The following is a 24,498-nucleotide window of genomic DNA, read 5'->3' on the forward strand; positions in this document are numbered from 1 at the left end:
GGGCCCTCGAATGAGGGGTAGTGCTTCGGAGCCAACGACTTCCCGCCGCAACTGGCGGCGGCAGGCATCAGAATCGTCGGGTGGCCACCACGCCGTTGACCGACAGCAACGCCGCGCAGCAGGTTCGCATCGCGTCCTGGAACTGTGCCGGTGCATTTCGCGAGAAGGTCGGTCGCGCGCTGGCCCTGGACGCCGACATCTACGTCATCCAAGAAGCAGAACCGCTACCCAAGTACGACGCGCTCCTTCCCGACAGCTGGGAGACCCACTACGTCGCGCGCGATGACTTCCCGAAAGGTGTGCTTGTTCTGGCACGTGAGGGGTTCACGCTGAGCCCACAGCCGGAGCCTGACGAGCCCAAGTACGCCCACGTCGTGCCGACGGCGGTCACCGGACCGACCGGCGACGGCTTTGACCTCTGGGGAGTCTGGACCCTCGATGCATCACCGAAGGAAGCGGCGTACGTCGGTCAAGCTCATCTCGCGCTCGACGACCTGGGTGCACGAATCCGCCTCGGGACTGTGATGATCGGCGACTTCAACTCGAATGCCATCTGGGACCACATGCGCGTTCGTCACCACTCACTTCTCGTCGAGCGCCTGGCCGCTCTCGGACTCTCGTCGGCCTATCACCGTTGGACCGGGGAACCCCAAGGCTCGGAGACCCAACCAACGTTCTACCTGCACCGCAGCGAGGCGAAGCCGTTCCACATCGACCACTGCTTCACCGACCTCGAGGTCATCGGCGTCGAGGTCGGCACATTCGCGGACTGGTCCGGCCTGAAGTCAACCGGCGGCGTCTCCGACCACGTCCCACTCATCGTCAGCGTACGCCTTCCGACGTCCGCTGTCGCGGGGCCGGACTGACACGCGTCGCTCCGCCGCGTATCCCCGACGAGCCTCCGGATCAGCCGAGTCGCGGGTGCCATGCTCGGACGTCCGAAGCTGAGCGACTCTCAGTGCGGTCGTACTCCCGGCCTTGCACCTTGGGCACGCTGTCAGCCTCGGTCGGCCGCAACTCGGCCGGCAGCGCCGACGTACCTCAGGACCGCCAGGACCCGACGATTCTCGTGCGGGTCCTCGTTGAGTCCGAGCTTGGTGAAGATGCGGCTGACATGGGATTCGACCGTCTTCAGGTCGACCCACAGCCCCTCGCCGATGGCGCGGTTGGACCGGCCCTCGGCCATCAGCGCGAGTACCTCCCGCTCCCGCGGTGAGAGGTGGTCGAGGAGGTCGCCGCGAGGGGTGGAACCCGACGCGCGGGCGGCCGTGCCGGATAGCAGGGAGGTTGTGGTCATCGCTGGTTCGTCGCTTCCGCGTGGAGATCGCTCATCTGTCACCAGTTCGTCGATCCGGGGGCACGAAATACGACATCTGCGGCGCCGCGCCAGCGAAATGCCACCGCACTGCGCGACTCCGCCTAGCCCGGGAAGTAGATGATGAACGGGATGAACACGGCGAGGATCATGCCGACGACGACCGCAATGGCGATGCTGACCCACATTCCGGTAGGTCCTCCGTCCTTGTAGGACGGATCCGGTTGCTCGGGTCGGCCGGGCGCTGGATACGGCTTGATCCCGGCCAGGAACGAACGCGACCGCGGCCCATCGTCGCGCTCGCCCCCCATCGGCCACCCTCTCGACTCGTTGCCGCTGAAGGTACTCCTCGAAGTGCTGGCGCAGCGTGGGTTCAGGCGTCGATGCGGCTCCTCGCGTGGAGCGTGCCTCGGCGCCGGTGTGGCGAGCTGCGGCGCGGCTCGGTCTCCATCGCCAGGTGCTTGCCATGACCCACACGACGCTTCTCCCGTTCCAACCCGACGCCATGTGGCCCGCACAGTTGGCCGCGGTGTCCTACGTGGCCCGCTACTCCGGCCACACCCACACCCTCTACGCCTACCAACTCCAGCGCTGGTTCGCGTGGTGCGAAACCAACCCCGTCAGCGACGTGCAAGAGCAATGCAGGACGTGCCCGTACCTACTCGGCGACGACCTTGGGTGGCGGGTAGGCGTCGAGCTCGGATGTGCCGGCGCTGAAGTCGTGTGTGCCGTCGGCGTTGCGGTCGGCACCGCGGATGGTTTGCCATGCTGGTTCGCTCGCGCAACGAGCGGCTGACCGGGGTGGGTTCAGGACTGGGTCGAGGACACGCTCGCCGCGCTGTGAGGGCGATGATGGTCGTGTGTCCGATCGTTGGCGGGTCCGCTTCGGCCGCGAGTTGAGGCGGCTGCAGAGCGAGTGGCGCGGAGCGCTGCTGTGGGCGTTGCGCATCACGATCGCGGCGACCGCCAGCTACGTCGTCGGCCTGCTGATCTTCCCCGGCACGCTCCCGCTGCTCGCACCGCTCACCGCGATGCTGGTCGTGCAGGTGACGCCGGTGTCGCTGCTGGCCAGCGGCCTCGACCGGGTCGTGTCGGTGGTCATCGGGGTGTCCCTGGCCGTGGGCTTCGCAGCCGTCGTTCCGCTGGAGTGGTGGAGCCTGGGCCTGCTGATCTTCGTGTCGGTGATCATCGGTCAGGTGCTCCGGCTGCGGGCCAACCTCATGGAGGTCGCGATCAGCGGCATGCTCGTGCTCGGCGTCGGAGCCCTGGGGGCGACGGCGGCCGCCGGCCAGCGGATCGCGGAGACCCTGGTCGGGGCAGGGGTCGGCATCGTGGTGAACCTGGTCTTCCCGCCCCGCATCCCGACGGCGGACGCGGGCCGTGCGATCGAGGGGCTTGCGGACGCCGTGAGCGATCTGCTCGGCCGGTCCGCGCAGGCGCTCGAGCAGCTCACCCGCGACCCGCCGTCGGTGTCGGCGGCTGCGCCCGGGTGGCTCGGGGAGGCGCGCAGCATCACCCACCACGACGTCCCTCGGGTCGGAGCGAGCCTGGAGCAGGCGGAGCAGGGGCGGCGCCTCAACGTCCGGGCGGTGGCCACCTCCGACGTGGGTCCGGGGCTCCGGCACGGGCTCGAGGCGCTTGAGCACACCGCGCTCGCGGTGCGGTCGATGTTCCGGGCCCTCACTGACGCCACGTACGACGCCGATTGGCTCCACCAGGACGGCGCCGAGGACGTGCTACGCGGGCTGGTCCAGGTGTTTCGCGAGCTGGCCGCCGCGATCGACACCTTTGGCGAGCTGGTCCGGCTGGAGGCCGCGCCCGCCCGACAGGTGGGTGCCGTCGACTTCCGAGCGCTCCATCGCTCGATTCTGTCGCTACGCGAGGCCCGGGGTCGGCTCGAGGACTTTGCGACCTTCGGTGACGATCCCCAGCTGACCGAGCTGAATGCTGCGGTCCTGTCGACCGTCCTGCGCGTGCAGCGCGAGCTGGACCTGGAGCAGCGCGTGCGGCGTCAGCTCCAGCTACGGCCCCGGCGCCGCACGCGGCCACCACTGAGCCCGTCGACCCGACCGCGGCCGCCGGTCGACCGTGACGTCAGCCCGGACGACGTCACGCAGCGGTTGCCGCGGATCCGCGGGACTGACGAGGGTTGAAACACGGCCTGGAGCACATCAGCCTGCGTCCTTTCGCCGCCTGTCGGCGCGAGCTCGACACGCTTCTGGTCAGAGTTGTTGTGCCAGGCCGACGACGTGGCCTTGCGGGTCTGCGATGAGCGCGAACCAGACCCCCGGGACCTCGACCGGAGCCTGCACAACGTGTCCGCCGAGCAGGGTCGCGCTCTGGATGGTGTCGGCGATGTCGTCGACGCCGATGAAGAACGTGACCAGATCCGTATCGCCCTGGAGGGGGCTGATCGCGGTGTACAGCGCATCCGGCGCCCCCGTGTCGACGAACGTGTAGCCGGGAAACGCGCCCTCACTGGGGTAGGTCCAGCCGAACAGTTCGCCGAAGAACGCCCGAGTGGCGTCCGGGTCGCTGGAGCGGATCTCGGCATGGACGACGGGATGACTCATGGGAAGCCTCCTAGCTCGCGTCCGCCCGACGGGCGGGCTCTCACCCTGATGACGTGCGGGCTCCTGCCGAATCGACTCCCTCTCCTGAAACCGACCAGGTCGATTGAGCGCGGTCGAGCCAGTCCGCACCTGTCACCCGAGGAGGTCGGCCGCATCCGCTGATGCGAACGTCCCGCGACCGGCGTCACCGCCCCGCCTGTCGGCGCACTCGTCAGCGGGCGGCGTGGGATCAGCGAGCAATGTCGGCGGTAGGTGGCACGGTTCGGGCATGTCCATCACCGCTGACGAGCTTCATCCCTACTTCCTCTCGGCCTGGGGCGCGGACACCTGCTATCCCGACAGTCGCGACGAGTGGACTCCGGAGAACCCATCGCGCGACCAGTGCGGGATGACGGCACTGGTCGTGCAGGACGTCCTGGGCGGTGACCTCATCCTCGCCGAGGTCCACGTCGACGGCGTCAAGGTCGGCTATCACTACTGGAATCGGCTGTCGGACGGTTCCGAGGTGGATCTCACCAGGAACCAGTTCCGGCCAGAGGAGGAAGTCGTGGGTGGCGACGTGGTCGTTCGACCGCCTGACGCTCCGCGCCGGCACCGCGAGCAATACGAACTGCTGCGCGCACGAGTGTTCGACGCGCTCACCGCCGACGGACGCGCCTGATCCGTCACGCCGCCGCGCGGTTGCCGGACCTGCGCCACACCGCCGCGAGGCGGATGCACAGTCGCGCTGAGGCCTGCCTGGGTCAGGTTGGCTGTCTCCGGAGGTGCGCAGCCAGTTGGGCTGCCAGCTCCACCGACGCTTCGATCTCTTCGCGCCGGATAGAGACGCTCTCGACGTTGAGGCCGAACGGCACCTCGAGCCGTCGGCAGAAGTCGATGAGTTCCACTGCTGTCGCAGCAGCCTGCTCCAACGAGGCCGCAAGGGGGTTGGTCGCGTGCCGGAGGTCGTTCTCGATCCACCGCGGGACGTCGACGCCGAGCCAGCGCAGGAACTCCAGGGTCTTCATGGAGCCACAGACGGAGAACGTGAACACGAGCGGCACCGGAGCCAGACCTCGCAACTCGCATTCGTAGCGATAGTCCGAAACGAGGTTCTTCGCCGCGTTGAGGTCGTAGACGACCTGGGTCACGAAGAATCGGCAGCCCGCTTCCTGCTTCGCGATGAGCCGCAGGTGCTCATTCTCACGGCGACTGTGGCGTTCAGGGATCGCGACTCCGCCGAGGAGCAGGTCCGGGTTGAGCTCGGCGCACATCGCCTGCGCGTCAGCGAGCGAGACATCGGGAGATGCGTCGCTCGATGCGGCGCCGACCATCACCGACAAGGTGCGCCGGGGATCCTGCTCGGCGATCCAGGAGCGTAGGTGCTCGCCGCGGTACTTGCCAACGGCGCGGTAGACGATCACTGGGGTGCGCCACTGCTGCAGATAGCCCGTTCGGTACTCAGCGGGGTCGACCGTGGGGCTGAACGGGAACGGACGTTCTGCCGGGTTACGGGAGCTCTCGTCGTCGATGTCGTAGAGGACCAGGCCATCGAGATCGAGGTGCTCGAGTCGTTCGACGGTTGCGCGTGCAATCTCCGGCAACCGGTCCGCCGGCGTCGACTTCCTGGGCGGCGTGACCGCGAAGAGGACGAAGTCCCCTTCGCCGGAGCTGAGACGAGCAGCGATGTCCACGACGCGACGGTAGTGGGTCACCAGATTCGGTCGTCGCACGGTCGCGTGACCTCGGGGAACCATACGGATCGGGTCTGGCTCGATGGGCTGGCGGTGGTCGGCGCCGGCGACAGCCAGTGGACGACTACCCGGAGTTCGACTCGCGGGCAGCCTCGGCGACCGCCGGGAGGAGGGCGTCCGCGATGACGGCGTAGCCGGCGCTGGACGGATGGAAGCTGTCCTCGGAGAAGAGCGACCCGTCCTGGGCGAACGCACTCGAGGTGCGGTGGTCGGGGTCCGCCAGCCGGGCGCCCTCGGCCCGGACGGCCGCGACCTGCTGCTCGCGGAAGGAGCGGGACGCAGCCCGGACCGCGTCGCGCAGGTGGACCGGCACGTGCGGCACCGCGCTGAGATCGGGGGCAGGCGCCACGACCACCTCGGCGCCGCTGGCGCGGAGGCGGCGTACGGCGTCCGCCAGCGCCCGGACGGCCGACTCCACCGGCTCGCGATGCGCGAGGTCGTTGGCGCCGATCACCACCACGGCGAGGGTGGCGCGCCACGCCAGCGCGGAGCCGACCTGCTCGGCCAGCTCGGCGCTTCGCGCTCCCCGTACGGCGAACACGCGCGCCTCCACTCTGAAGCCCTGCTCCTCCAGCCCGGCCGCCAGCCGAGGAGCCAATCGATCATCGACGTGGGCCGCTCCCTGCCCCCACGCGATCGAGTCCCCGAGCAGCGCCAGTCGCGTGTTCATCTCACCAGCACACCAGGCGCCCCCAAGGAGCGCCCTCCGCCAACGGGGCCAGGCCATGTGGTCACGCCCGCAGGCGCATCCCGAGGCATTGCTGCCCTCGTGGATCACGAGTGATGCCGGAAGAAGACGCCGACGTCCTTCCGCACGCCATGCGTCCCACGAACCGGCTCCGATGATCACTCGCGCATGAGATGAACGTCGCGGCCTCACCGGTGATGACCACCGGTCGCCGGCGCCGTCGTCAATCGGTGCTGCCGCCCGAGCGAATAGTCTCGTGCGGTGGAGATGCGGGCGATGCTCACGACCGCTGTGGCAGCGGTCCTCCTCGCCGGGTGCAGCGGGGGCCAAGGCAGCGGGGGTCCGCCGCGGAGCCCTGAGCCCAGTGTCATCGCGTCCAGCGCCTCGCCCAGCACCAGCAGGCCCGTGTCAGGGTCGGACTGGCCGACGTACCACCACGACAACGCGCGGACCGGAGTCGCGAGTGGCATGGCTCCGGTGGGGACTCTCGTCAAGGCGTGGGAGGCCCGGCTGGACGGCGCCGTGTACGGCCAACCCCTGGTCATCGGTGACGTCGTCTTCGCCGCGACCGAGGGTGACACGATCTATGCCCTGGAGGCATCCACCGGCAAGGTGGTGTGGTCGGTTCACGTCGGGACGCCGATGCCGGGGTCGGGACTGCCGTGCGGCAACATCGACCCGCTGGGCATCACGAGCACGATGGCGTACGACGACCAGACCAACCAGGTCTTCGCTCTCGCCGAGCTGAGCGGGGCCAATCATGTGCTGCTCGGTCTCGACGCATCCACGGGAGCCATCAGACTCCGGCGCCCGGTCGAGCCGCCGAAGGGCGAGCGGGCCGCGCAGCAACAGCGCTCGGCGTTGACGGTGCTCGACGGCCGTGTCTACATCGCTTACGGCGGCCTGTTCGGCGACTGCGGCGACTACGTCGGCTCCGTCGTCTCCGCCCCCACGATCGGCGACGGACCGTTGGCCGAGTACGTGATCCCGACCGCTCGCGAGGGCGGGATCTGGGCGCCGGGTGGCGGAGCAGTCGCCGGTGACCGGCTGTACTACGCGGTGGGCAATGGCGAGTCGATGACGGACTTCGACGGGAGCGACTCAGTGATCGCGCTGCGGCCCGACCTCACACTCGCCGACCGGTTCGCCCCCACGACATGGGCCGACGACAACGCCGCAGACCTCGACCTCGGCTCGATGACGCCGGCCCTCGTCGGTCCGTGGGTCTACGCCGGGGGTAAGCGCGGTGTCGGATACGTGCTGCGCGCTGACCATCTCGGCGGGATCGGTGGCGAGGTGTCGCAGGAGCGGGTGTGCCCGGCGTTCGGCGGCGACGCGGTCAGCGGCGATACCGTCTTCGTCTCGTGCGCCGACGGGCCCCGTGCGATCACGATCGACGGCGCTGGTCAGATCCACTCACGCTGGCACGCCGCCGTCCACGCGTCCGGCTCCCCCGTCCTCGGCGGTGGCCAGGTCTGGGTGATCGACAACGACGGCGGCACGCTCTACACCCTCGACCCCGACAGCGGCGACGTGCGACAGCAGATACACATCGGCACGGCACCACACTTCGCATCGCCCACCCTGGCTCACGACCGCGCCTACGTCGGCACGTTGTCCGGCGTGGTGGCGATCGGCGGGGCCTGAGCCGGCGGCCGGAGCCTCGGCCTCGGGTCCCCCCGAGCTTCCACGAGCCTCAGCGAGCTTCCACGAGGTTGCGTCACGTCGCCGTGTTCACGCAACACCGTCCGGGCAGCGGCATGAGCGCCGCACGGAAGCGGAGCGGCCAGTCGGTCCGATTCCTCACGTCAAGCCGACGCGTGCAACCGTCAGCGGCACTCGTTCCAGGCCCAGCGCCGCGCGCTTCCCCACCGCCTCCCGAAGCATGCTCGTGGCGTGCCTTCGCGCCCGGTCCGCGACGAACCCGTCGAAGTCCCTGCCGGCGTCAGCGAGCCAGTCGGGGCTGGACCCGCGATGCACCATGTCCGCCTGCTCACCCACCAAGTACGAGGTCTTCACCCGGCTGGTCGGTGCTGTCAGTGGATGAAGCGCCGCCGTCACTCCGACGCGGCTCACGACGCCCGAAGGAAACGGTCCGCCTCGAACCTGAGGGAGTCAGCCGCCGCACGATGGCCCACGACAGAGAGCGGCGGCGAATCCCAGTAGGGAACTGCCGCGGCTTCCATGTGTGCGATCTCGTCCTCGCGCCGAGCCAGTTCGAGCAGGATCTGGCGCAGCCGGATGTTGATCGTGCCCTCGTCCGAGTCGTGGTTGCTGTTCATCTGAGTCACCTGGCTGAGTTGTGAATGGGTTCGTCCCTTGTTCGTCAACGATGTCGCTCCGGCTTGGTGTTGTCGGCGTGGGCAGCCGCAATCCGTACCCTCTGGAGTCAGGTGCTGGCTCTACCGGGCCGGTGTGGGTAGCCCAACCTGACTGCCGGAAACGGCAGGGTCAGACCTGCGTCATATCGCCGGCTGTCGGCGCGGGCTCGAAACGCACTCTCACGGTCGACGAGCGTGCACGCTTGCGAGCCGACTCGCGATGTCGCGAGGGCCTACGGTGGGCACATGCAGACCACGTCCTTGACTCGACTTGCAGATCAACAGATCGAGGCTGCTCGCTCGGCGGGGTCAGGGCGATCAGCGGTCACGGTCTACGGCGGCCACGAGCACGACCTGCGGCAGACCTTGATCGCGCTGACGGCGGGAACCGTCCTCGGCGAGCACGAGTCGCCGGGTGAGGCGACGCTTCAGGTCCTCATGGGGCACGTCCTACTCCGTGCCGAGGGCGAAGAGTGGGAGGCCGTGGCCGGAGAGCACATGGTGATTCCGCCGCAGCGTCACGACCTCGCCGCCGTTTCGGATTCGGTTGTGTTCCTCACGGTCGCAACCCGGGCCTGAGCGGGGCGTGGGCCGGAGTGCGTCCGACCTCCGCTAAGGCCGCGCGCTCCTTGCGGTCACCATCCCGAAGGTGGCGCCGTCCACGAGGCCCCCGAGCTGGGCCGTGTGGCGCGGGCGATCCAGTTCCTCCTGCGACGGCGATCCTCTGCACCGCAGAATCACTGCGCCTCTGAGATCACGCGATGCCAGCCGCCGCTTCGTACCGACCCACGGTCGCCTTGCTAAGGCGGACGAGGTCGTCGACGGTCGAGCCTTCGGCGAGTCCGACGGTGGACGACAGGGACGCCACCAAGCTCGAGCCGGTGCGCACCATGAGCATGCTCACGTCCACAGCGAACCCTGCGGACTTGGTGGTCGCCTGCACCGCAATGGTGTCCTCGTCGCTACGGGGCGCGGACAACGGCGCGACGGTGTAGGTGTCGCCGTTGGCGGTGAAGGTGGTGCACGCGTCGATGGCATCGCCCAACGCCTGGATCTGCTCGACTGCGACCGCAGGTGAATCGAACTGGCTGATACCGAAGGAGTATCGGGTCGCCGAGAATCCCACCTGGGCGACGTAGCCCACCTTCGCCTCCGCGTTGCGGCGGTCGGGATGGTCGACGTCCGCGCCGCACAGGAAGCTCGCGTAGTCCCTGCCGGACTGGCTCTCCTGCGTCCGGGAGAAGATCGCAGACATGTCACCCGACGTCGGAAGCGTGTCCTCCAACTGAGTCCCGGTCAGCTGCTGCGGCTGGCGCACGACAGCCTCGGAGCCAGCCGAATCACGAGATGTCGACGGCCCGGTCGAGGCGGCGGAGGAGTCCTTGGTGCTATGGCTGCTGCAGGCGAACAGCGCCGGGAGAGCAAGCGCGAGAAGGGCCGTGCGGAACACCTTTTCACGGTACTGCGCTCCGGATCCGAGGCGACTGCGCTGCACCGGGAAGGATCGCTTCTACGGTGCCGATCGAATCGGCGAGCGGCCGCCTCTGCAGGTCTCGCCGACGCACCCCCCGCGAGGTGCGCGACTTCGCTGCGACAAGCGGGGGGTACAAACTCGGTCACCCCGTGAAATGGGTCAGAGGCCGCCCCGGATCTCTCCGAAAACGGCCTCTGACCTGGTGTTTTACCTGTCGGGCTGACAGGATTTGAACCTGCGACCCCTTGACCCCCAGTCAAGTGCGCTACCAAACTGCGCCACAGCCCGAAGCCTCCCTGAGGAGGCGGCTGGAACACTATCGCAGATGCCCGCGGCACCCGGAATCGGGGTCAGGCGGAGACGACTTCGCCGTCCATGCTCGGGTCGACGCCGATCAGACGGTCGCGCAGGTCGACGAGCGCGACGATCTCGGTGAGGAACCGGTCCGTGCTCTCCCCCACGCGTACGTCGTCGAAGTAGTGGTGACGCATCGCCGCGCGCGAGATCCGGTGCTCGTCGTGGTCGAGCCGGTCGGCGAGCAGCTCGGTGAGCCCGGCGAGGTTGGACCCGTCGATGACGTCCGCGCAGCGACTCACCGGCACCTCCTGCCGCAGCCGCTCGCCGTCGTGGTGGCGGTCGGTGATGAAGATCGGCTTCTCGGTGCGCAGGTAGAGCCAGTCGAGCCCGACCGAGGACACGTCGGTGACCATCGCGTCGCAGCCGGGCATGACCGCGAGGATGTCGCCCTCGGTGACGGCGACATGGCCGGCGCCGGGGTCGCGGCGGGCCGCGTCGGCGACCATGGCCAGCACCAGGTGGTGGTTCTCCCGGATGGCAGGCGTCTCGCTGGTCGTGACCTTCGGGTGCGGCTTGTAGACCAGCCGCACGTTCGGGACGCCCAGGATCGAGTGCACGATGGCCGGCCCGAAGACGTCGACCGACGTGTAGTCGTTGTACTCCGCGTCGCCCTCCCAGGTCGGCGCGTAGAGGACGGTGCGGCGCTCGCTCTCCGGCAGGGTCGGCTCGGGGCGCAGGTCCAGCTGCGGCCGGCCGATGCGGATCAGCTTGGACTCGTCCAGCTCCATCAGCCCCGCGAGGTGCCGCTGCACCGCGGCCTCGCCGGCCACGAACACCCGGTCGTAGGCCTTGGCGTTGTTGCTGACCATGCTCTGCTTGTCGCTCTCACCGTGGTTGATGTGCACGTGGAGCAGGCGTCCGTTGAGCAGCGACTGGAAGTTGCGCATCCCGTTGTTGCAGTAGACGGCGACCTTCGGGTCGAGCTGGTCGTAGAGCTCCACGAGCTCGGCGAAGTCCGGTGCGAGGAGCACCGGCAGACTCGTGTGCTGCTCCGCGACGACACCCGTCTCGGGGTCGCGGAGGACGATGGCGACGGTATGGACCTGATCGAGGCGCTCGAGCACCGGCAGCCACTGCAGCAGCTGGTAGATACGGGTCGGGTCGTCTCCGAAGTAGGCGATCACGTCGGGCTTCAGCACGAGCGAATTGTAGGTCCCGAAAGCCTCTGGAATGTCATCGGCACGACCACGGATCACTCGGCCCGTACGGCGTTGCCGAACCCGCTTCCCTTGGCCCTGTAGAGCGCCGCGTCGGCCCTCGCCAGCGACACCTCCAACCCGGCCGCGCAGTCGATCTCGGCGATGCCGAAGCTGACCGTGGGCAGCGGGTGGTCGCCGCGTCGGGCGCCCGCCGCCAGGCGCCGACCGATGGACGACACGGTCTGCTCGGGCTGACGGCTCTCGCGGTGCGGGAGCAGCAGCACGAACTCGTCGCCGCCCAGACGGGCCGCCACCTCGCCGTCGCGCAGCTCGGCCCGGCAGGCCGTCCCGAAGGCGGCGAGCGCGTCGTCGCCACTGGCGTGGCCGTAGTGGTCGTTGAGCAGCTTGAAGTCGTCGAAGTCGGCCATCACGACGTAGCCGGGCGAGGGCTGGTGCCGCGACCGGCGTACGAACTCCTCGGCGCGCGCCTCGAACGCCCCTCGGTTGAGCAGCCCGGTCAGCGCGTCCTGCGTCGCGGCGACGCGCAGCTCGTGGGTCAGCTGCGACTGGCTGAGAGCCGACATGTTGTAGGTGACGACGACGAGGAGCAGCAGCAGCAGCAAGGTCGTGGACTGGGGGCCGACGGTCTCGGTGAAGAGGCGGGAGTCCGGCCCGACCACGAGGAACAGCGTCCACCGGAGGAAGTAGAAGAAGGTCACGAGGCCTGAGCACACCGTCATCGACAGGACCGCGACGTCGTACGCGTGTCCCGCGCTCTCGCTCTCCGAGCGCGCCCGCCAGATCAGCCACAGCTGACGCGTGCCGAGCAGGTAGTAGCACCACATGGCGCCGAGGAACGCCGGGCCGCCCGCCCACACGTTGTGGGCGGGGTCGTCGAGCAGCGAGACGACGAGGACGCCCACCGCCGGAGCGAACAGCGCGAGCCGCGGCGGCTGCCACAGGCGCAGCGAGCTCGCCGCGGCGAAGATGCACGCCGACCCGGCCACGCCGAACATGTTGCCCAGGGGGTTCGCCACCGCCTGGACGGGAGTGCCGTTCAGCAGGAACAACACCGCGCTGAGCAGGTACATCAACAGCGACAGGACCCACCACCCACTGAAGGCGGAGCGGGTCCCGCGGTAGGTGCCGACGTAGAACAGCACCAGCACGCAGAAGGCGATCAGACTGAACGCTATCCGCAGCGTGACGGTGTCCAGCACCGCGCCAGGCTACCTCTTGCGCTTCTCGCGCACGCGCTGTTGGAGGACGATCGGCGTGCCGACGAAGCCGAACTCCTCCCGCAGACGCCGCTCGATGAAGCGCTCGTACGACGCGTCGAGCCTGCCCGACGTGAAGAGGATGAAGGTCGGCGGCGACGTGCTGGGCTGCGTCCCGAACAGGATCTTGGGCTGCTTGCCGCTGCGCACCGGGTGCGGGTGCTCCGACACGAGCCGGCCGAGGAACGTGTTGAGCGCCCCGGTCCCGATCCGGGTCTCCCAGCCCTCGATGGCCTTGTCCAGCGCCGGCACGAGCCGGTCGATGTGCCAGCCGGTCCGCGCCGTGATGTTGATCCGCGGCGCCCACTGGACCTGCACCAGCTCGCGCTCGATCTCGCGCTCGAGGTAGTAGCGGCGCTCCTCGTCGACGAGGTCCCACTTGTTGAACGCGATGACGAGCGCGCGGCCGGCCTCGCGGACCGTCTGCAGGATGCGCACGTCCTGCTCGGCGATGCTCTGCTCGGCGTCGAGGACGAGGACGGCGACCTCGGCGCGGTCGATGGCGGTCGAGGTCCGCAGGGAGGCGTAGTACTCGTGGCCCGACGCCTCCTTGACCCGCTTGCGGATGCCTGCGGTGTCGATGAAGCGCCAGGTGCGGCCGCCGAGCTCGATGAGCTCGTCGACGGGGTCGACGGTCGTGCCGGCGACGTTGTCCACCACGACCCGCTCCTCGCGGGCGAGCTTGTTGAGCAGCGAGGACTTGCCGACGTTCGGCCGCCCGACGATCGCGATGCGACGCGGACCGCCGACCTCGACCCCCTCGGGGAGCGGCGGCGGCTCGGGCAGCGCGGCGAGTACGGCGTCCAGCATGTCGCCGGAGCCGCGACCGTGCAGCGCGGAGACCGGGAACGGCTCTCCCAGACCCAGGTTCCAGAGGGCTGCGGCCTCGCCCTCGGTGCGGAGGTCGTCGACCTTGTTCGCGGCGAGGACGACGGGCTTGCCCGAGCGGCGCAGCACCTTGACGACGGCCTCGTCAGCATCGGTGATGCCGACGGTCGCGTCGACGACGAACAGCACGGCGTCGGCGAGGCTGACGGCCATCTCCGCCTGCGCGGCGATCCGCTCGGCGAGCCCACGGGCGTCGGGGTCCCAGCCGCCGGTGTCGACGACCGTGAAGGCGCGCCCGCTCCAGTCGGCGTCGTAGGACACGCGGTCGCGGGTGACCCCCGGACGGTCCTCGACGACGGCCTCGCGGCGGCCGATGATGCGGTTGACGAGGGTCGACTTCCCGACGTTGGGACGGCCGACGACGGCGAGCACGGGGACGGGCCCTGTCGGACGGTCGTCGCCCTCGTCGCCGATCCAGTCGACCGGATCGGCGTCGGTCCCCAGCGGGACGGCGTCGTACTCAGTCATGGTGCTCCTCTGTGCGGGACCGAGCGGTGTGCTCGTCGTTGATGGCGGTCGCCGGGTCTGGCTCCCGCTCGGTGGCGGGCATCGGGCCGGGCAGCTCGAGCCCCGTCGCGACGCGCACCGCATCGACGTGGTCGCGCAGTCGCCCTTGGAGCAACCGCGAAAGGGCCTCCACTTGTTCCCGGGTGCGGGGCCAGGGCTGGCACTCGACCGGGACGGGGGCTCCCACGACGACGTCGATGCGGCTGCCGGCGGGTGGGCGCGAGTCGAGAGCGCCGCCCGGGAGGCGGGTGCCGAAGAGGGCCACGGGCACCACCGGTGCGCCCGACGCGAGCGCGAGGTAGGCGGCACCGCGATGGAAGCGCCGCACCTCGCCGTCGCCGCGATTGCCTTCCGGGAAGATGCCCACCGCGTTGCCTGCGCGAAGCACCCGCAGCGCCGCCTTCACGGCCCTGGGGTCCGGATGGAAGCGGTCGATCGGGATCTGGCCGGCCTGCGCCAGGAAAGTGCCGGTCCGGCCGGTGAACATGTCGTCCTTGGTCCACGCGTGCACGGGACGCGGCAGGACGATCCCGAGGAGCGGGCCGTCGAGCCAGCCGATGTGGTTGGCGGCCACGACGACCGGGCCGCGGCGCGGCAGGTGCTCCGCGCCGGTCACGCGGACGTCGTACTGCCTGGAGAGACGGCGGCGGGCGAGCGAGCGCAGCAGCGGGTTGTGCAACAGGTAGCGAGGCGGGTGACGTACGCCGTCGGTGCGCGGCAGGTCGCGCCCGTCGGGACGGGCGTTCACGGGCTGCTCCTGGGCGGCGTCACGCTCGCGCCCGCTCCGAGACGCGCTCGGCGAGCGCGACGATCTGGTCGATGACCTCGTCGAGGCTGTACGGCGTGGTGTCGACGTGCACGGCGCCGTCGGGCACGGCCAGGCCGCCCCGCGTCGAGTCGATGTGGTCGCGGGTCTCCAGCGAGGCACGTACGGCGTCGGCGTCGGTCCCACCCTCCTCCAGCGCCCGGCGGGCGGCGCGTGCGGCGGGGTCGGCGGTGACATAGAGCTTGAGGTCGGCGTCCGGCCACACGGCCGTGCCGATGTCGCGCCCCTCGACCACGATCCCGGCGCCGTCGAGCGCGTCCTCGATGACCGCGCGCTGCAGGGCGATCAGGCGCGCGCGGACCGCGGGGACCGTCGCGACGGGCGAGACGTGGGCGTTCACGACGTCGCTGCGGATCTCCTCGGAGACGTCGTCGCCGTCGAGCATGATCGACGGGGCGAGCGGGTCCGTGCCCGAGACGATGACGGGCTCACCGACGCGGGCCGCGACAGCGGACGCGTCGTGGACGTCCACGGCGTGGGCGAGCATCCACCACGTCATGGCGCGATACATCGCACCGGTGTCGAGATACCTCAGCCCGAGGCGGTCGGCCACGCCACGCGACGTGCTCGACTTGCCGGAGCCGGAGGTGCCGTCGACGGCGATGACGAGGCCGGAGAAGGTGCTGCTCACGGACCCCCACACTACCGGTGGGTCACCCACCCGCGTGATTCCAGAGAGCTGAGCAGGTGCTCGGCCCGGGTCTCGTCGACGACGAGCTCGACCAGACCGACCGGACGTCCGGGGTCGTGGTCGATGTGGACGTCCTCGATGTTGACGTCGCTCTCCCCCGCGTCGGCGAAGAGACGCGCGAGCTCCCCCGGGTGGTCGGGCACTGAGACGAAGACCGAACGCGTCGGCCGGACCGGGCCGCCGTGCTTGCCCGGGATGGCGAGGGTGCCGGCCACGCCCTGGGCGAGCAGCCCCTCGAGACCCTGCCGGTCGCCGCGGGTGATGGCTGCGATCAGCTTGTCGAGGTCGGCCTTCACCTCGACCAGCAGCTCCCCCACCGCGGCCGCGTTGCCCGACACGATCTGGCCGTAGAGGGTCGGGCTGCCCGCGGCGACCCGCGTGACGTCGCGCACGCCCTGCCCGGACAGCGCCAGGTGGTCGGTCGGGGCGTCGGCGAGCCGAGCCGCGACGAGCGCTGCCAGGAGGTGTGGCATGTGCGAGATGCGGGCGACGGCGCGGTCGTGCTCCGCGGGGCTGAGCCGGACCGCCACGGCGCCGCACAGCTGCGCGAGCTCCTCGACCAGGTGCACGGCCGTGGCGTCGGAGTCCGGGTGTGGCGTGACCGCCCACGGGCGGCCGTCGAAGAGGGCGGCCGACGCGGCCAGCGGGCCGGAGCGCTCGCTGCCGGCCATCGGGTGGCTGCCGACGTACCTGCTGACCTCGGGATTGCCGACGAGAGCGCCGAGCGGCGCCGTCTTCACGCTGCCGACGTCGGTCACCGCGGCGCCGCCGATGTCCTTCGTCCGCTCCAGCGCATCGGCGATCACCGGACCGAGCAGGTCGGGCGGCACGGCGACGACCACGAGCTGCGGCCGGTCGTCGTCCGTCCGCGCGCGTCCGGCACCGAGCCCCGACGCGGTGCGCACGTGCTCGCGCGAGACGTCCGAGAGCAGCACCTCGACGCCCGCCCGCCGCAGCGCCAGCGCGATCGACGTGCCGAGCAGCCCGGTGCCGACGATCTCGACCGGGCCGGTGAGGCGCGGGGTCTCACTCATCGGTGCGCACCTTCGTCAGGTCCCGGCGCAGGTGGGCAGCGCCGTGGAGGTAGACGTGGGTGATCTCCGCGCGGGACAGGTCGGTCTCGACGTGCGCCATCAGGCGTACGACGCGAGGCATCCCGCCCACGATCTCCAGTTCGCGGGCGCACATCAGGGGGACGTCGGTGAAGCCCAGCTGCCGAGCCGCGAAGGCCGGGAACGCCGAGTGCAGGTCGCCGGTCGCGGTGAAGATGATCGAGATGAAGTCGTCGACGCCGAGCCCGTTGGCCTCGAGCACGTCGGTCACCAGCTCCGCCACGCGGTCATACATGTGCTGCTCGTCGTCGACGTCGAGCTGGGTCGCGCCTCGGACGGCCCTGACTGCCACGTGTTCTCCTTGGTCGGGTGGGTGCGGCGAGAAGATTACCGACCCCCGCGGGTCACATCTGGGTCGCGTCCAGGAGCTCGCCGAGCTCGTCCGCGGTCAGATCGCGCATCTCGCCGGACTTGAGCCGCCCGAGCGTGACAGGCCCGATCCGGGTGCGGGTGAGCCGCGTCACCGGGTGATCGACCTCGTCGAGCAGGCGCCTGACGATGCGGTTGCGGCCCTCGTGGATGACGAGCTCGACGATCGACTTCGCCGGCGACGCCTCGACGATCCGCGCCTTCGAGACGGTCACCGGGCCGTCCTCGAGCGTGACACCTGCGAGGAGCTGCTTGACGACGCGCGGGAAGAGCTGGCCGGTCACCTCGGCGACGTACGTCTTGTCGACCTCGTACGACGGGTGCGCGAGCCGGTGCGCGAAGTCGCCGTCGTTGGTGAGGATGATCAGGCCCGACGTGTCGGTGTCGAGGCGCCCGACGTGGAACAGCCGCTCGGGCCGGTCCTCGACGAGGTCCTGGAGCGTCGTGCGGCCCTCGGGGTCGGACATCGTCGAGACGACACCGCGGGGCTTGTTGAGCGCGAGGTAGACCTTCTCCGAGATCGGCGGGAGGCGCTTCCCGGCGACCCGGATGACGTCGCTCGCGGGATCGACCTTGGTGCCGAGGCGAGTGACCACCTCGCCGTTGACCTCGACCTGTCCGTCGAGCATGAGTTCCTCGCTGCGGCGGCGGGAGGCGACGCCGGCGAGCGCCAGCAGCTTCTGCAACCGGATCAGGCCCTCGTCGTCGAGCGGCAGGTCACTCATGGGTCTCCTCCTCGGCCGGTGCGGCGGGCCCGGGGGCCGGGGCCGCCATCTCGCTCAGCTCGTCCTCGAGCTCGTCCATCCCGGGCAGGTAGGGCGCCAGCTCGGGCAACTCGTCGAGGCTGGTGACGCCGATGCGCTCGAGGAAGTAGCCGGTCGTGCGGTAGAGGTTCGCGCCCGTCTCGTGGTCCTGGCCGGCCTCCTCGACGAGACCGCGGCTGAGCAGCGTGCGCATGACGCCGTCGACGTTGACCCCTCGGATGGCAGAGACCCGGGCTCGCGACACCGGCTGCTTGTACGCCACCACGGCCAGCGTCTCGAGCGCCGCCTGGGTCAGCCGGGACTGCTGTCCCTCCAGGACGAAGCCCTCGACCACGACGGCGTACTCCTCGCGGGTGTAGAAGCGCCATCCGCCGGCGACGTTGCGCAGATCGAAGCCGCGGCCCTGCTCGGAGTACTCCGCGGCGAGCGCCTCGAGGGCCGCCTGGACCTCGTCGGTCGGGTAGCCGACGGCCGTCGCGAGCGTCGCCACGTCGAGCGGCTGGTCGGCGACCATCAGCACCGCCTCGAGGCTCGGCCGCAGGTCGGCGAGGGGGACGGCGAGCGTCTCCTCGGTCTCCGGCTCAGTCATCGGTGCTCTCCTCCTGGATCGCGGGGCTCTGGTCGGGCTCGGGTGGTGGGGCCCCGTCGAACTCGTCCCGGATGAGCTCGTCGACGTCGGCGTCGTCGTCGCCCGTCCAGCGCACGGTCAGCTCGCCGAGCGCCGTGACCTGGTCGAACGCGACCGCACCCTCGCGGAAGAGCTCGAGCAGCGACAGGAAGCGCGCGACCGTGGTCATGGTGTCGGGCGAGTCGCCGCACAGCGCCCGGAACGTCAGCATCCCACTGCGCCGCAGGCGGTCGACGACGATCACCGCTTGCTCGCGCACACTCACCTTCGGAGCGTGGATGTGCTGCAGGCTCAGCTCGGGCGGGCCCGGCTTGGGCTCCATCGCCCGCGCGGCGAGCTGGGCGAACTGCTGCAGGCCGATGCCGATCAGCACCTCCGGCAGCAGCGTGGCGAACCGCTCCTCGAGCCCGACCGCACGCGGGTGCCGGGTCGACTCCTCGGCGAGCCGCCGCTCGAGGACCCCCGCGATCTGCTTGAAGGCCTTGTACTGCAGGAGCCGCGCGAAGAGCAGGTCACGCGCCTCGAGGAGGGCGAGGTCCTCCTCGTCCTCGACGTCGCCGGACGGGAGCAGCCGCGCCGCCTTCAGGTCGAGCAGCGTCGCGGCGACCAGCAGGAACGACGACGTCTGCTCGAGGTCCCACTCCTTGCCCCTGGCCTTGACGTGGGCGATGAACTCGTCGGTGACCTTCGCCAGCGCGACCTCGGTGATGTCGAGCTTGTGCTTCGAGATCAGGCTGAGCAGCAGGTCGAACGGTCCCTCGAAGTTGTCGAGCCGGACCTCGAAGCCGCGCTCGCCCGCCGCCTCGGTCTCGACGGGCATCAGCTGTGGCGCAGACGCTTGACCAGGGCGCTGTCGTCGCCGTTGGTCTCCAGGTCGGCCAGCACGAGCGCCACGGCCTCACGCACGAGCCGGCCGCGGTCGACCGCGACACCGTGCGTACGACGCAGCGAGAGCCGCGCATGCTCGAGGTCGAGCAGCTCCTCGGACGTGATGTAGACCGTCATCTTCTCGTCGTGACGCACGCGTCCGCTCGAACGACGCTTGCCGTCGACGCTCTCGCCGTCGGGCTCGGCCGGGGCCGCGTCGACGCTGGCCCTGTCGACGATGGGCCTCTCGACGGTGGGGCGGAAGAGATCGTCGGCCTTGGGCAAGCTCACTCGGCGCGCCACCGGGCGAGCACCTCCCTGGCGAGCTGGCGGTAGGACTCGGCGCCGGGCGACGCGGTGGCGTACGTGGTGATCGGCTCACCGGCCACGGTCGAGTCGGAGAACTTCACGGTGCGCCGGATGACGGTGTGGAAGACGGTCTTGCCCCATGCCTGGACGAGCCGCTCCATCACCTCGCGGGAGTGCAGCGTGCGGCCGTCGTACATCGTGCCGAGGAGGCCGTCGATGTGCAGCTTGGGGTTGAGGCGATCCTGCACCTTGTCGATCGTCGACTTCAGCAGCGCGACACCGCGCAGGGCGAAGTACTCACACTCCAGCGGCACGATCACGCCGTCGGAGGCGGTGAGGGCGTTGACCGTCAGCAGGCCGAGCGAGGGCTGGCAGTCGATGAGGACGACGTCGTACTCCCCCAGCGCGGGTGCGAGCACGCGGGAGAGGGTCTGCTCGCGGCCGACCTCGTGGACCAGCTGGACCTCGGCGGCCGACAGCTCGATGTTGGACGGCAGCAGGTCCATGCCCTCGACGCCGGTCGGGACGATGACGTCGCCGATCTTGACGTCCTTCTCCATCAGCAGGTTGTAGACCGACAGCTCCATCTCGTGCGGGTTGAGCCCCAGCCCGACGGAGAGCGACCCCTGCGGGTCGAAGTCGACCAGCAGCACCCGGCGGCCGTACTCGGCCAGCGCCGCACCCAGGTTGATGGTCGTGGTCGTCTTGCCGACGCCACCCTTCTGGTTGCACATCGCGACCACGCGGGCCGGTCCGTGGGAGCTGAGGGCGGCCGGCTCGGGGATGGCCGGCATCGGTCGTCCGGTGGGGCCGAGAGCGCCGCCCGGGGCCTCGAAGGGCAGGGTGTCGGACACGCGGTCCTCTCTTCCAGACATTTTGTCGACAGACCGACTTGTGGGCCGGTTCCGGGCGAGGCTATGGCCCCCGCCGATCGCGCCACAACCCGGGGCCGGAAACCCCCAGGAAAAGGTGTCGCCCTGTGCACGGCCCGCGCCTGTCGCCAACAGGTTTCGGCCGCCTGTGCACAGACCTGTGGATCAATTCGGGCGACGCCGCCGCGCGCGAGAGGTCAGCGCTTGTGCAGCAGGTCCTGGTAGTCGGGGTGCTTGTCGATCCATGCCTTGATGAAGGGACACAGCGGCACGACGTCGCGCTGCCCCTCGGCCCGTACGTCGTCCAGCGCGCCGCGGGCGAGCGCCGAGCCGACACCCTTGCCCTCGAACTTGTCGTCGACCTCGGTGTGCAGGAAGACGATGGCGTGCTCGCTCCGGCCGTAGACCGCGATCCCGGCCAGCTCACCGTCGAGCCATGCCTCGTAACGGTTCTCGGCGGGGTTGTCACGCACCTCGACATCGCTCATGCGCTCACCCTAATGACTCGGACTGCACCTACCCTGACGTGGTGGTGAGACGCAGTCCGCGGCTGGCGCGCATCGACGACGTGCACCGGCTCGCCCTCGCCATGCCGCACGTGACCGTGTCCCCGGGCACCCAGAACCGACCGGTCTACCTGGTGGGCGGCAGGTCGTTCGTCTTCTTCCGCAACCCGCGCCCGGACGCGTTCGACCCCGAGACCGGCCAGCGCTTCGACGACGTGATCGTCATCTGGGTGCCAGACGAGGGCGACAAGCTCGCGATGGTGCAGGACGACTCCTCGCCCTTCTTCACCACCCCCCACTTCGACGGTCACCTCTCCGTGCTGCTGCGGGCGAGCAGGGTCGGCGAGGTCACGGTCGACGAGCTCGCCGAGGTTATCCAGGACGCCTGGTTGTCGCGCGCCTCCCGACGCCGGTCTGAGGCATGGCTGCGCGAGCACCGGCCAGGATGGGACCGGGTCCGCTAGCGTCGGTGACGTGAGGAAGGTCGGACTGCTCGGCGGGATGAGCTGGGAGAGCTCGGCGCTGTACTACAAGCTCGTCAACGAGGGTGTGCGCGATCGGCTGGGCGGCCTGCACTCCGCAGCCTGCGTGATGGCGTCGGTCGACTTCGCAGCCATCGAGCGGCTGCAGGTGTCCGGCGAGTGGACGCAGGCGGGCGAGCTGCTGGCGGCGGAGGCACGGGGTCTGGTGGCGGCCGGCGCCGAGTGCATCGTCCTGTGCACCAACACCATGCACAAGGTGGCCGCGGACATCGAGAGCGCGGTCGAGGTGCCCCTGCTCCACCTGGTGGACGTGACGGCCGCAGCGGTCCGCGAGGCGGGCCTGTCGAGAGTGGCTCTCCTCGGCACCCGCTTCACCATGGAGGAGCCGTTCTACCGCGACCGCATGGCACAGAACGGCGTCGAGACGCTGGTGCCCGACGCCGCCGAACGCGCGATCGTGAACGCCGTGATCTACGACGAGCTGGTCATCGGTGTCATCAGGCAGGACTCCCGGGACCGGTTCCGGGCGATCATCGAGCGGCTCGCCGAGGCGGGCGCCGACGGCGTCATCCTGGGCTGCACGGAGATCGAGCTGCTCGTGTCACCACAGGACTCCCCCGTGCGGGTCTTCGCCTCGACGGCGCTGCACGCGAAGGCGGCCGTCGACTTCGCGCTGAGCGGCTGACGGCGGCCACCTGCCGGCCTCGTCGCCCGGACCGCAACTGTCACCGTGACACTTCGCAACTATCACCGTGATGATTCGCAACTATCACCGTGATGGTTTGCGCGGTCGGTGATAGTTCGTACCTATCACCGATCCCGCCAACTATCACGGTGATAGTTCGGCGGCCGCGTTGGCCTCGTGAGGTCGCGGCCCGATGCCACACGCGCCCGACGTCATCGCCCTGCGGGACTCACCCACGCGGAGGCGACCGACGGGCTCACAGGCGGTCGGCTCAGGCCGGCGCCACGCCGGCGATCTTGTAGCCGTTGATCGAGTTCGCCCAGCCGGCGTACCGCAGGTGCCACTCCTCGCTCAGGCGGCGGATCGGCACCGTCGCCACCTGTCCTGTCCCGCCCGCGTCGGAGGAACGGACCTTGCCGTCGCCGACGGAGATCGCGATGTGGCCGTATCCGCTGCTGCCGCCGGTCCAGTAGACCGCGGCGCCGCGTGGCGGGCGCGGATCGGCCGGGCGCCGTCCGACGGCGTGCTGCCACGCGGTCGCGGCGTCCGCGTACTTCGACGGGATGCCCGCCTGCTCGCGGGACCACTGCAGGCAGTGACCGGGCACGTTGAAGGTCGACCTCTTCGCCGACGCGATCGTCTCGGCGGCGTCGCTGCGGGCCAGGGGCAGCTTCGGTGCGTGCGGCCGTGACCGCCGGACGCGCTTCGGGCGGTGCGCGCCGGCCCGGGCGGTGCGCGCGAGCGGCGCGCGGACGACGCGACGGGAGGCGGACCGCGAGACGGGGGCCTCGCGCTGCGCTGGGACCGTCGCGCCGACGGCGGCCGGGGCGGCCGGGGCCGCCGGGGCCGCCGGGGCGGCGTCGGCTGTCACGGCATCGGCCTCGGAGTGCCGGAGTCCGGCGACGATCGCGGTCGCAGCGAGCGCGATCGCCATCAGGGGGTAGAGCACCCGGTTCGGAGCGTTGGCGACACGGCGCAAAGGCGCGCTGAACGGCAAAGACAAGCGAAGGATTCCTCTGGCACGGGGTCAGTTGCAGGCGCACCGGTGACAAGCGCGTGGGAGCAGACCGATGCAGGGCGCAGCGGAGCCTCGCGACTCCCTGCACTGGTTGAAACGAAAAAGACCGCCGATTCGATGCCGGCTAACGGGTGATCTGCGTCATTGCCCGTCGCCGACGGCCCGGACACGGTCGAGCGCCGGCCTCTCGAACTCAGCGGTCGCGAACATGCCGCCGACGTGCGCGGCGTCGAGGTCGTCGTCCGGATCCGACCTGATCGACCCCGCGAACTCCTCCGCGTCGTCGAGGGGCTCGTAGCCGAGCGCCCGCCCGGGCTCGAGGTCCCACCAGGCGCGCGTGTTCGCCGAGATGCCGTACAGGACCGCGAAACCGGGCGCCGGCGCGGTGAGGGCGGCCTCGACCATCCGGACGCAGTCGCCGTGCGACAGCCAGGTGGACAGGTGGCGCATCGTGGCCGGGCGCTCCCGGAACGAGCCGATCCGGCAGGCGACGGCGTCGATGCCGTACCGGTCGGCGTACAGGCTCATCACGGCCTCGGCCGCGACCTTGGCGACGCCGTAGAACGTGTCCGGTCGCGGACGGGCGTCCACGCCGACGCGGTCGCGGCGCGGCGTACGACCGACCGCGTGGTTGGAGGAGGCGTAGACGAACCGGGACACCCGGTGCTCGACCATCGCGTCGAGCAGCGCGGCCGTGGTGATCAGGTGGGACGACAGCGAGTCGGGGAGACCGGCCTCGCCCGGATGGCCCGCGAGGTGGACGACAGCGTCGAACGCCCGACCGTCGAACGCCCGACCGTCGAACGCCGCCGCGACCGCGTCGGCATCGGTGCAGTCGACGCTCAGCCAGTCGACGGTGGGCAAGTGGACGGTGGGCCAGTGGACGGTCGACCCGGCCAGGTCCGCGTCGTCGGGGCGCGGGACGAGGTCGAGGCCGGTCACCAGGTGGCCGCGCGCGGCGAGACCCGCCGTGACGACCCGGCCGATGCTGCCCGCGGCGCCGGTCACCAGAACCTTCACCCGAGCAGGCTAACGGCCGAGCCGGCACGCAGCAGCGGGCGACGCGACGACGCCGCTGCCCGCCCGCATCCACGCGT

At 70.2% G+C, this 24,498-nt stretch carries 30 protein-coding genes and 1 tRNA gene; 8 read left to right on the forward strand and 23 right to left on the reverse strand.

From position 1 onward, the window contains the following. Positions 1-80 precede the first annotated feature (80 nt). Positions 81-866 (forward strand): endonuclease/exonuclease/phosphatase family protein, encoded by a 786-nt coding sequence (locus ABD205_RS20560; protein WP_344048128.1) that lies wholly within the window; start codon positions 81-83, stop codon positions 864-866. A 131-nt stretch (positions 867-997) separates the two neighbouring features. On the opposite strand, the gene ABD205_RS20565 is transcribed toward ABD205_RS20560, so the two are convergent. Both ABD205_RS20565 and ABD205_RS20570 read right to left on the reverse strand, forming a co-directional pair. Further along, positions 998-1,297, reverse strand: a complete 300-nt coding sequence (locus tag ABD205_RS20565; protein WP_344048130.1) for a helix-turn-helix domain-containing protein — start codon at positions 1,295-1,297, stop codon at positions 998-1,000. A 122-nt stretch (positions 1,298-1,419) separates the two neighbouring features. Next, positions 1,420-1,626 (reverse strand): hypothetical protein, encoded by a 207-nt coding sequence (locus ABD205_RS20570; RefSeq protein ID WP_344048132.1) that lies wholly within the window; start codon positions 1,624-1,626, stop codon positions 1,420-1,422. Between the two features lie 155 nt (positions 1,627-1,781). Between ABD205_RS20570 and ABD205_RS20575 the strand changes: the two genes are divergently transcribed. Then, on the forward strand, positions 1,782-2,111 hold the full coding sequence (locus ABD205_RS20575; protein ID WP_344048134.1) for a hypothetical protein: 330 nt from the start codon (positions 1,782-1,784) through the stop codon (positions 2,109-2,111). Positions 2,112-2,175: 64 nt separating this feature from the next. Then, a complete protein-coding gene (locus tag ABD205_RS20580) occupies positions 2,176-3,468 on the forward strand; it encodes an FUSC family protein (RefSeq protein ID WP_344048136.1) in 1,293 nt (430 codons plus the stop codon). Between the two features lie 69 nt (positions 3,469-3,537). Here ABD205_RS20580 and ABD205_RS20585 read toward each other — a convergent pair whose 3' ends face one another. Then, a complete protein-coding gene (locus ABD205_RS20585; RefSeq protein WP_344048138.1) occupies positions 3,538-3,888 on the reverse strand; it encodes a VOC family protein in 351 nt (116 codons plus the stop codon). A gap of 223 nt (positions 3,889-4,111) precedes the next feature. On the opposite strand from ABD205_RS20585, the gene ABD205_RS20590 reads away from it, so the two are divergent. Beyond that, positions 4,112-4,549 (forward strand): YunG family protein, encoded by a 438-nt coding sequence (locus ABD205_RS20590; RefSeq protein WP_344048140.1) that lies wholly within the window; start codon positions 4,112-4,114, stop codon positions 4,547-4,549. An 82-nt stretch (positions 4,550-4,631) separates the two neighbouring features. Here the strand turns inward: ABD205_RS20590 and ABD205_RS20595 are convergent, their stop codons facing one another. Both ABD205_RS20595 and ABD205_RS20600 read right to left on the reverse strand, forming a co-directional pair. Continuing rightward, complete coding sequence (locus ABD205_RS20595; RefSeq protein WP_344048142.1) at positions 4,632-5,561, reverse strand: methylenetetrahydrofolate reductase; 930 nt, start codon at positions 5,559-5,561, stop codon at positions 4,632-4,634. A gap of 124 nt (positions 5,562-5,685) precedes the next feature. Next, positions 5,686-6,291: an SGNH/GDSL hydrolase family protein gene (locus ABD205_RS20600; RefSeq protein WP_344048144.1), complete on the reverse strand. Its 606-nt coding sequence runs from the start codon at positions 6,289-6,291 to the stop codon at positions 5,686-5,688. 495 nt (positions 6,292-6,786) lie between these two features. On the opposite strand from ABD205_RS20600, the gene ABD205_RS20605 reads away from it, so the two are divergent. Beyond that, complete coding sequence (locus ABD205_RS20605; RefSeq protein ID WP_344048146.1) at positions 6,787-7,956, forward strand: outer membrane protein assembly factor BamB family protein; 1,170 nt, start codon at positions 6,787-6,789, stop codon at positions 7,954-7,956. A gap of 425 nt (positions 7,957-8,381) precedes the next feature. Here the strand turns inward: ABD205_RS20605 and ABD205_RS20610 are convergent, their stop codons facing one another. After that, entirely contained in the window at positions 8,382-8,591 is a 210-nt protein-coding gene (locus tag ABD205_RS20610; RefSeq protein ID WP_344048147.1) for a hypothetical protein, read from the reverse strand. Positions 8,592-8,876: 285 nt separating this feature from the next. Between ABD205_RS20610 and ABD205_RS20615 the strand changes: the two genes are divergently transcribed. Further along, complete coding sequence (locus tag ABD205_RS20615; protein WP_344048149.1) at positions 8,877-9,209, forward strand: cupin domain-containing protein; 333 nt, start codon at positions 8,877-8,879, stop codon at positions 9,207-9,209. A 175-nt stretch (positions 9,210-9,384) separates the two neighbouring features. On the opposite strand, the gene ABD205_RS20620 is transcribed toward ABD205_RS20615, so the two are convergent. The 15 genes from ABD205_RS20620 to ABD205_RS20690 all read right to left on the reverse strand — a co-directional run bounded on the left by ABD205_RS20620 (position 9,385) and on the right by ABD205_RS20690 (position 21,198). Then, entirely contained in the window at positions 9,385-10,080 is a 696-nt protein-coding gene (locus tag ABD205_RS20620) for a hypothetical protein (protein ID WP_344048150.1), read from the reverse strand. 238 nt (positions 10,081-10,318) lie between these two features. After that, positions 10,319-10,392: transfer RNA gene (locus tag ABD205_RS20625), tRNA-Pro, on the reverse strand. 62 nt (positions 10,393-10,454) lie between these two features. Further along, positions 10,455-11,600: a CDP-glycerol glycerophosphotransferase family protein gene (locus ABD205_RS20630; protein ID WP_344048152.1), complete on the reverse strand. Its 1,146-nt coding sequence runs from the start codon at positions 11,598-11,600 to the stop codon at positions 10,455-10,457. Positions 11,601-11,653: 53 nt separating this feature from the next. Then, positions 11,654-12,820, reverse strand: a complete 1,167-nt coding sequence (locus ABD205_RS20635; RefSeq protein WP_344048154.1) for a GGDEF domain-containing protein — start codon at positions 12,818-12,820, stop codon at positions 11,654-11,656. Positions 12,821-12,829: 9 nt separating this feature from the next. Then, positions 12,830-14,233 (reverse strand): ribosome biogenesis GTPase Der, encoded by a 1,404-nt coding sequence (der, locus tag ABD205_RS20640; protein WP_344048156.1) that lies wholly within the window; start codon positions 14,231-14,233, stop codon positions 12,830-12,832. Next, on the reverse strand, positions 14,226-15,020 hold the full coding sequence (locus ABD205_RS20645; RefSeq protein WP_344048158.1) for a lysophospholipid acyltransferase family protein: 795 nt from the start codon (positions 15,018-15,020) through the stop codon (positions 14,226-14,228). The genes der and ABD205_RS20645 overlap by 8 nt, the downstream gene beginning before the upstream one ends. Positions 15,021-15,039: 19 nt before the next feature. Then, entirely contained in the window at positions 15,040-15,729 is a 690-nt protein-coding gene (gene cmk / locus ABD205_RS20650; RefSeq protein WP_344048160.1) for a (d)CMP kinase, read from the reverse strand. 11 nt (positions 15,730-15,740) lie between these two features. Beyond that, positions 15,741-16,823 (reverse strand): prephenate dehydrogenase, encoded by a 1,083-nt coding sequence (locus tag ABD205_RS20655; RefSeq protein WP_344048162.1) that lies wholly within the window; start codon positions 16,821-16,823, stop codon positions 15,741-15,743. Beyond that, positions 16,816-17,193, reverse strand: coding sequence for a chorismate mutase (gene aroH / locus ABD205_RS20660; RefSeq protein ID WP_344048164.1), 378 nt, complete (start codon positions 17,191-17,193; stop codon positions 16,816-16,818). The genes ABD205_RS20655 and aroH overlap by 8 nt, the downstream gene beginning before the upstream one ends. A 52-nt stretch (positions 17,194-17,245) precedes the next feature. Further along, a complete protein-coding gene (locus ABD205_RS20665) occupies positions 17,246-17,995 on the reverse strand; it encodes a pseudouridine synthase (RefSeq protein ID WP_344048166.1) in 750 nt (249 codons plus the stop codon). After that, complete coding sequence (gene scpB / locus ABD205_RS20670) at positions 17,988-18,623, reverse strand: SMC-Scp complex subunit ScpB (RefSeq protein ID WP_344048167.1); 636 nt, start codon at positions 18,621-18,623, stop codon at positions 17,988-17,990. The genes ABD205_RS20665 and scpB overlap by 8 nt, the downstream gene beginning before the upstream one ends. Continuing rightward, positions 18,616-19,482, reverse strand: coding sequence for a segregation and condensation protein A (locus ABD205_RS20675; protein ID WP_344048168.1), 867 nt, complete (start codon positions 19,480-19,482; stop codon positions 18,616-18,618). Before ABD205_RS20675 ends, scpB begins: the two co-directional genes overlap by 8 nt. Beyond that, positions 19,482-19,769: a hypothetical protein gene (locus ABD205_RS20680; protein WP_425573088.1), complete on the reverse strand. Its 288-nt coding sequence runs from the start codon at positions 19,767-19,769 to the stop codon at positions 19,482-19,484. The genes ABD205_RS20675 and ABD205_RS20680 overlap by 1 nt, the downstream gene beginning before the upstream one ends. 47 nt (positions 19,770-19,816) lie before the next feature. Then, the gene (locus ABD205_RS20685) at positions 19,817-20,632 is read right to left on the reverse strand and encodes a ParA family protein (protein ID WP_344048226.1); all 816 of its coding nucleotides are present in this window, start codon (positions 20,630-20,632) and stop codon (positions 19,817-19,819) included. Between the two features lie 275 nt (positions 20,633-20,907). Continuing rightward, positions 20,908-21,198 carry a GNAT family N-acetyltransferase gene (locus ABD205_RS20690; RefSeq protein ID WP_344048170.1) on the reverse strand — a complete coding sequence of 97 codons (291 nt, stop codon included), beginning with the start codon at positions 21,196-21,198 and terminating at the stop codon, positions 20,908-20,910. A 41-nt stretch (positions 21,199-21,239) separates the two neighbouring features. On the opposite strand from ABD205_RS20690, the gene ABD205_RS20695 reads away from it, so the two are divergent. After that, the gene (locus ABD205_RS20695) at positions 21,240-21,680 is read left to right on the forward strand and encodes an MmcQ/YjbR family DNA-binding protein (protein ID WP_344048172.1); all 441 of its coding nucleotides are present in this window, start codon (positions 21,240-21,242) and stop codon (positions 21,678-21,680) included. 10 nt (positions 21,681-21,690) lie between these two features. Then, on the forward strand, positions 21,691-22,383 hold the full coding sequence (locus ABD205_RS20700) for an aspartate/glutamate racemase family protein (RefSeq protein WP_344048173.1): 693 nt from the start codon (positions 21,691-21,693) through the stop codon (positions 22,381-22,383). 271 nt (positions 22,384-22,654) lie between these two features. On the opposite strand, the gene ABD205_RS20705 is transcribed toward ABD205_RS20700, so the two are convergent. Next, positions 22,655-23,386: a hypothetical protein gene (locus ABD205_RS20705; protein ID WP_344048174.1), complete on the reverse strand. Its 732-nt coding sequence runs from the start codon at positions 23,384-23,386 to the stop codon at positions 22,655-22,657. A gap of 156 nt (positions 23,387-23,542) precedes the next feature. Then, positions 23,543-24,421 carry an NAD-dependent epimerase/dehydratase family protein gene (locus tag ABD205_RS20710; RefSeq protein WP_344048176.1) on the reverse strand — a complete coding sequence of 293 codons (879 nt, stop codon included), beginning with the start codon at positions 24,419-24,421 and terminating at the stop codon, positions 23,543-23,545. Positions 24,422-24,498 lie beyond the last annotated feature (77 nt).

Source organism: Nocardioides panacihumi (genome assembly GCF_039530925.1).
Classification (GTDB): Bacteria; Actinomycetota; Actinomycetes; order Propionibacteriales; family Nocardioidaceae; genus Nocardioides; species Nocardioides panacihumi.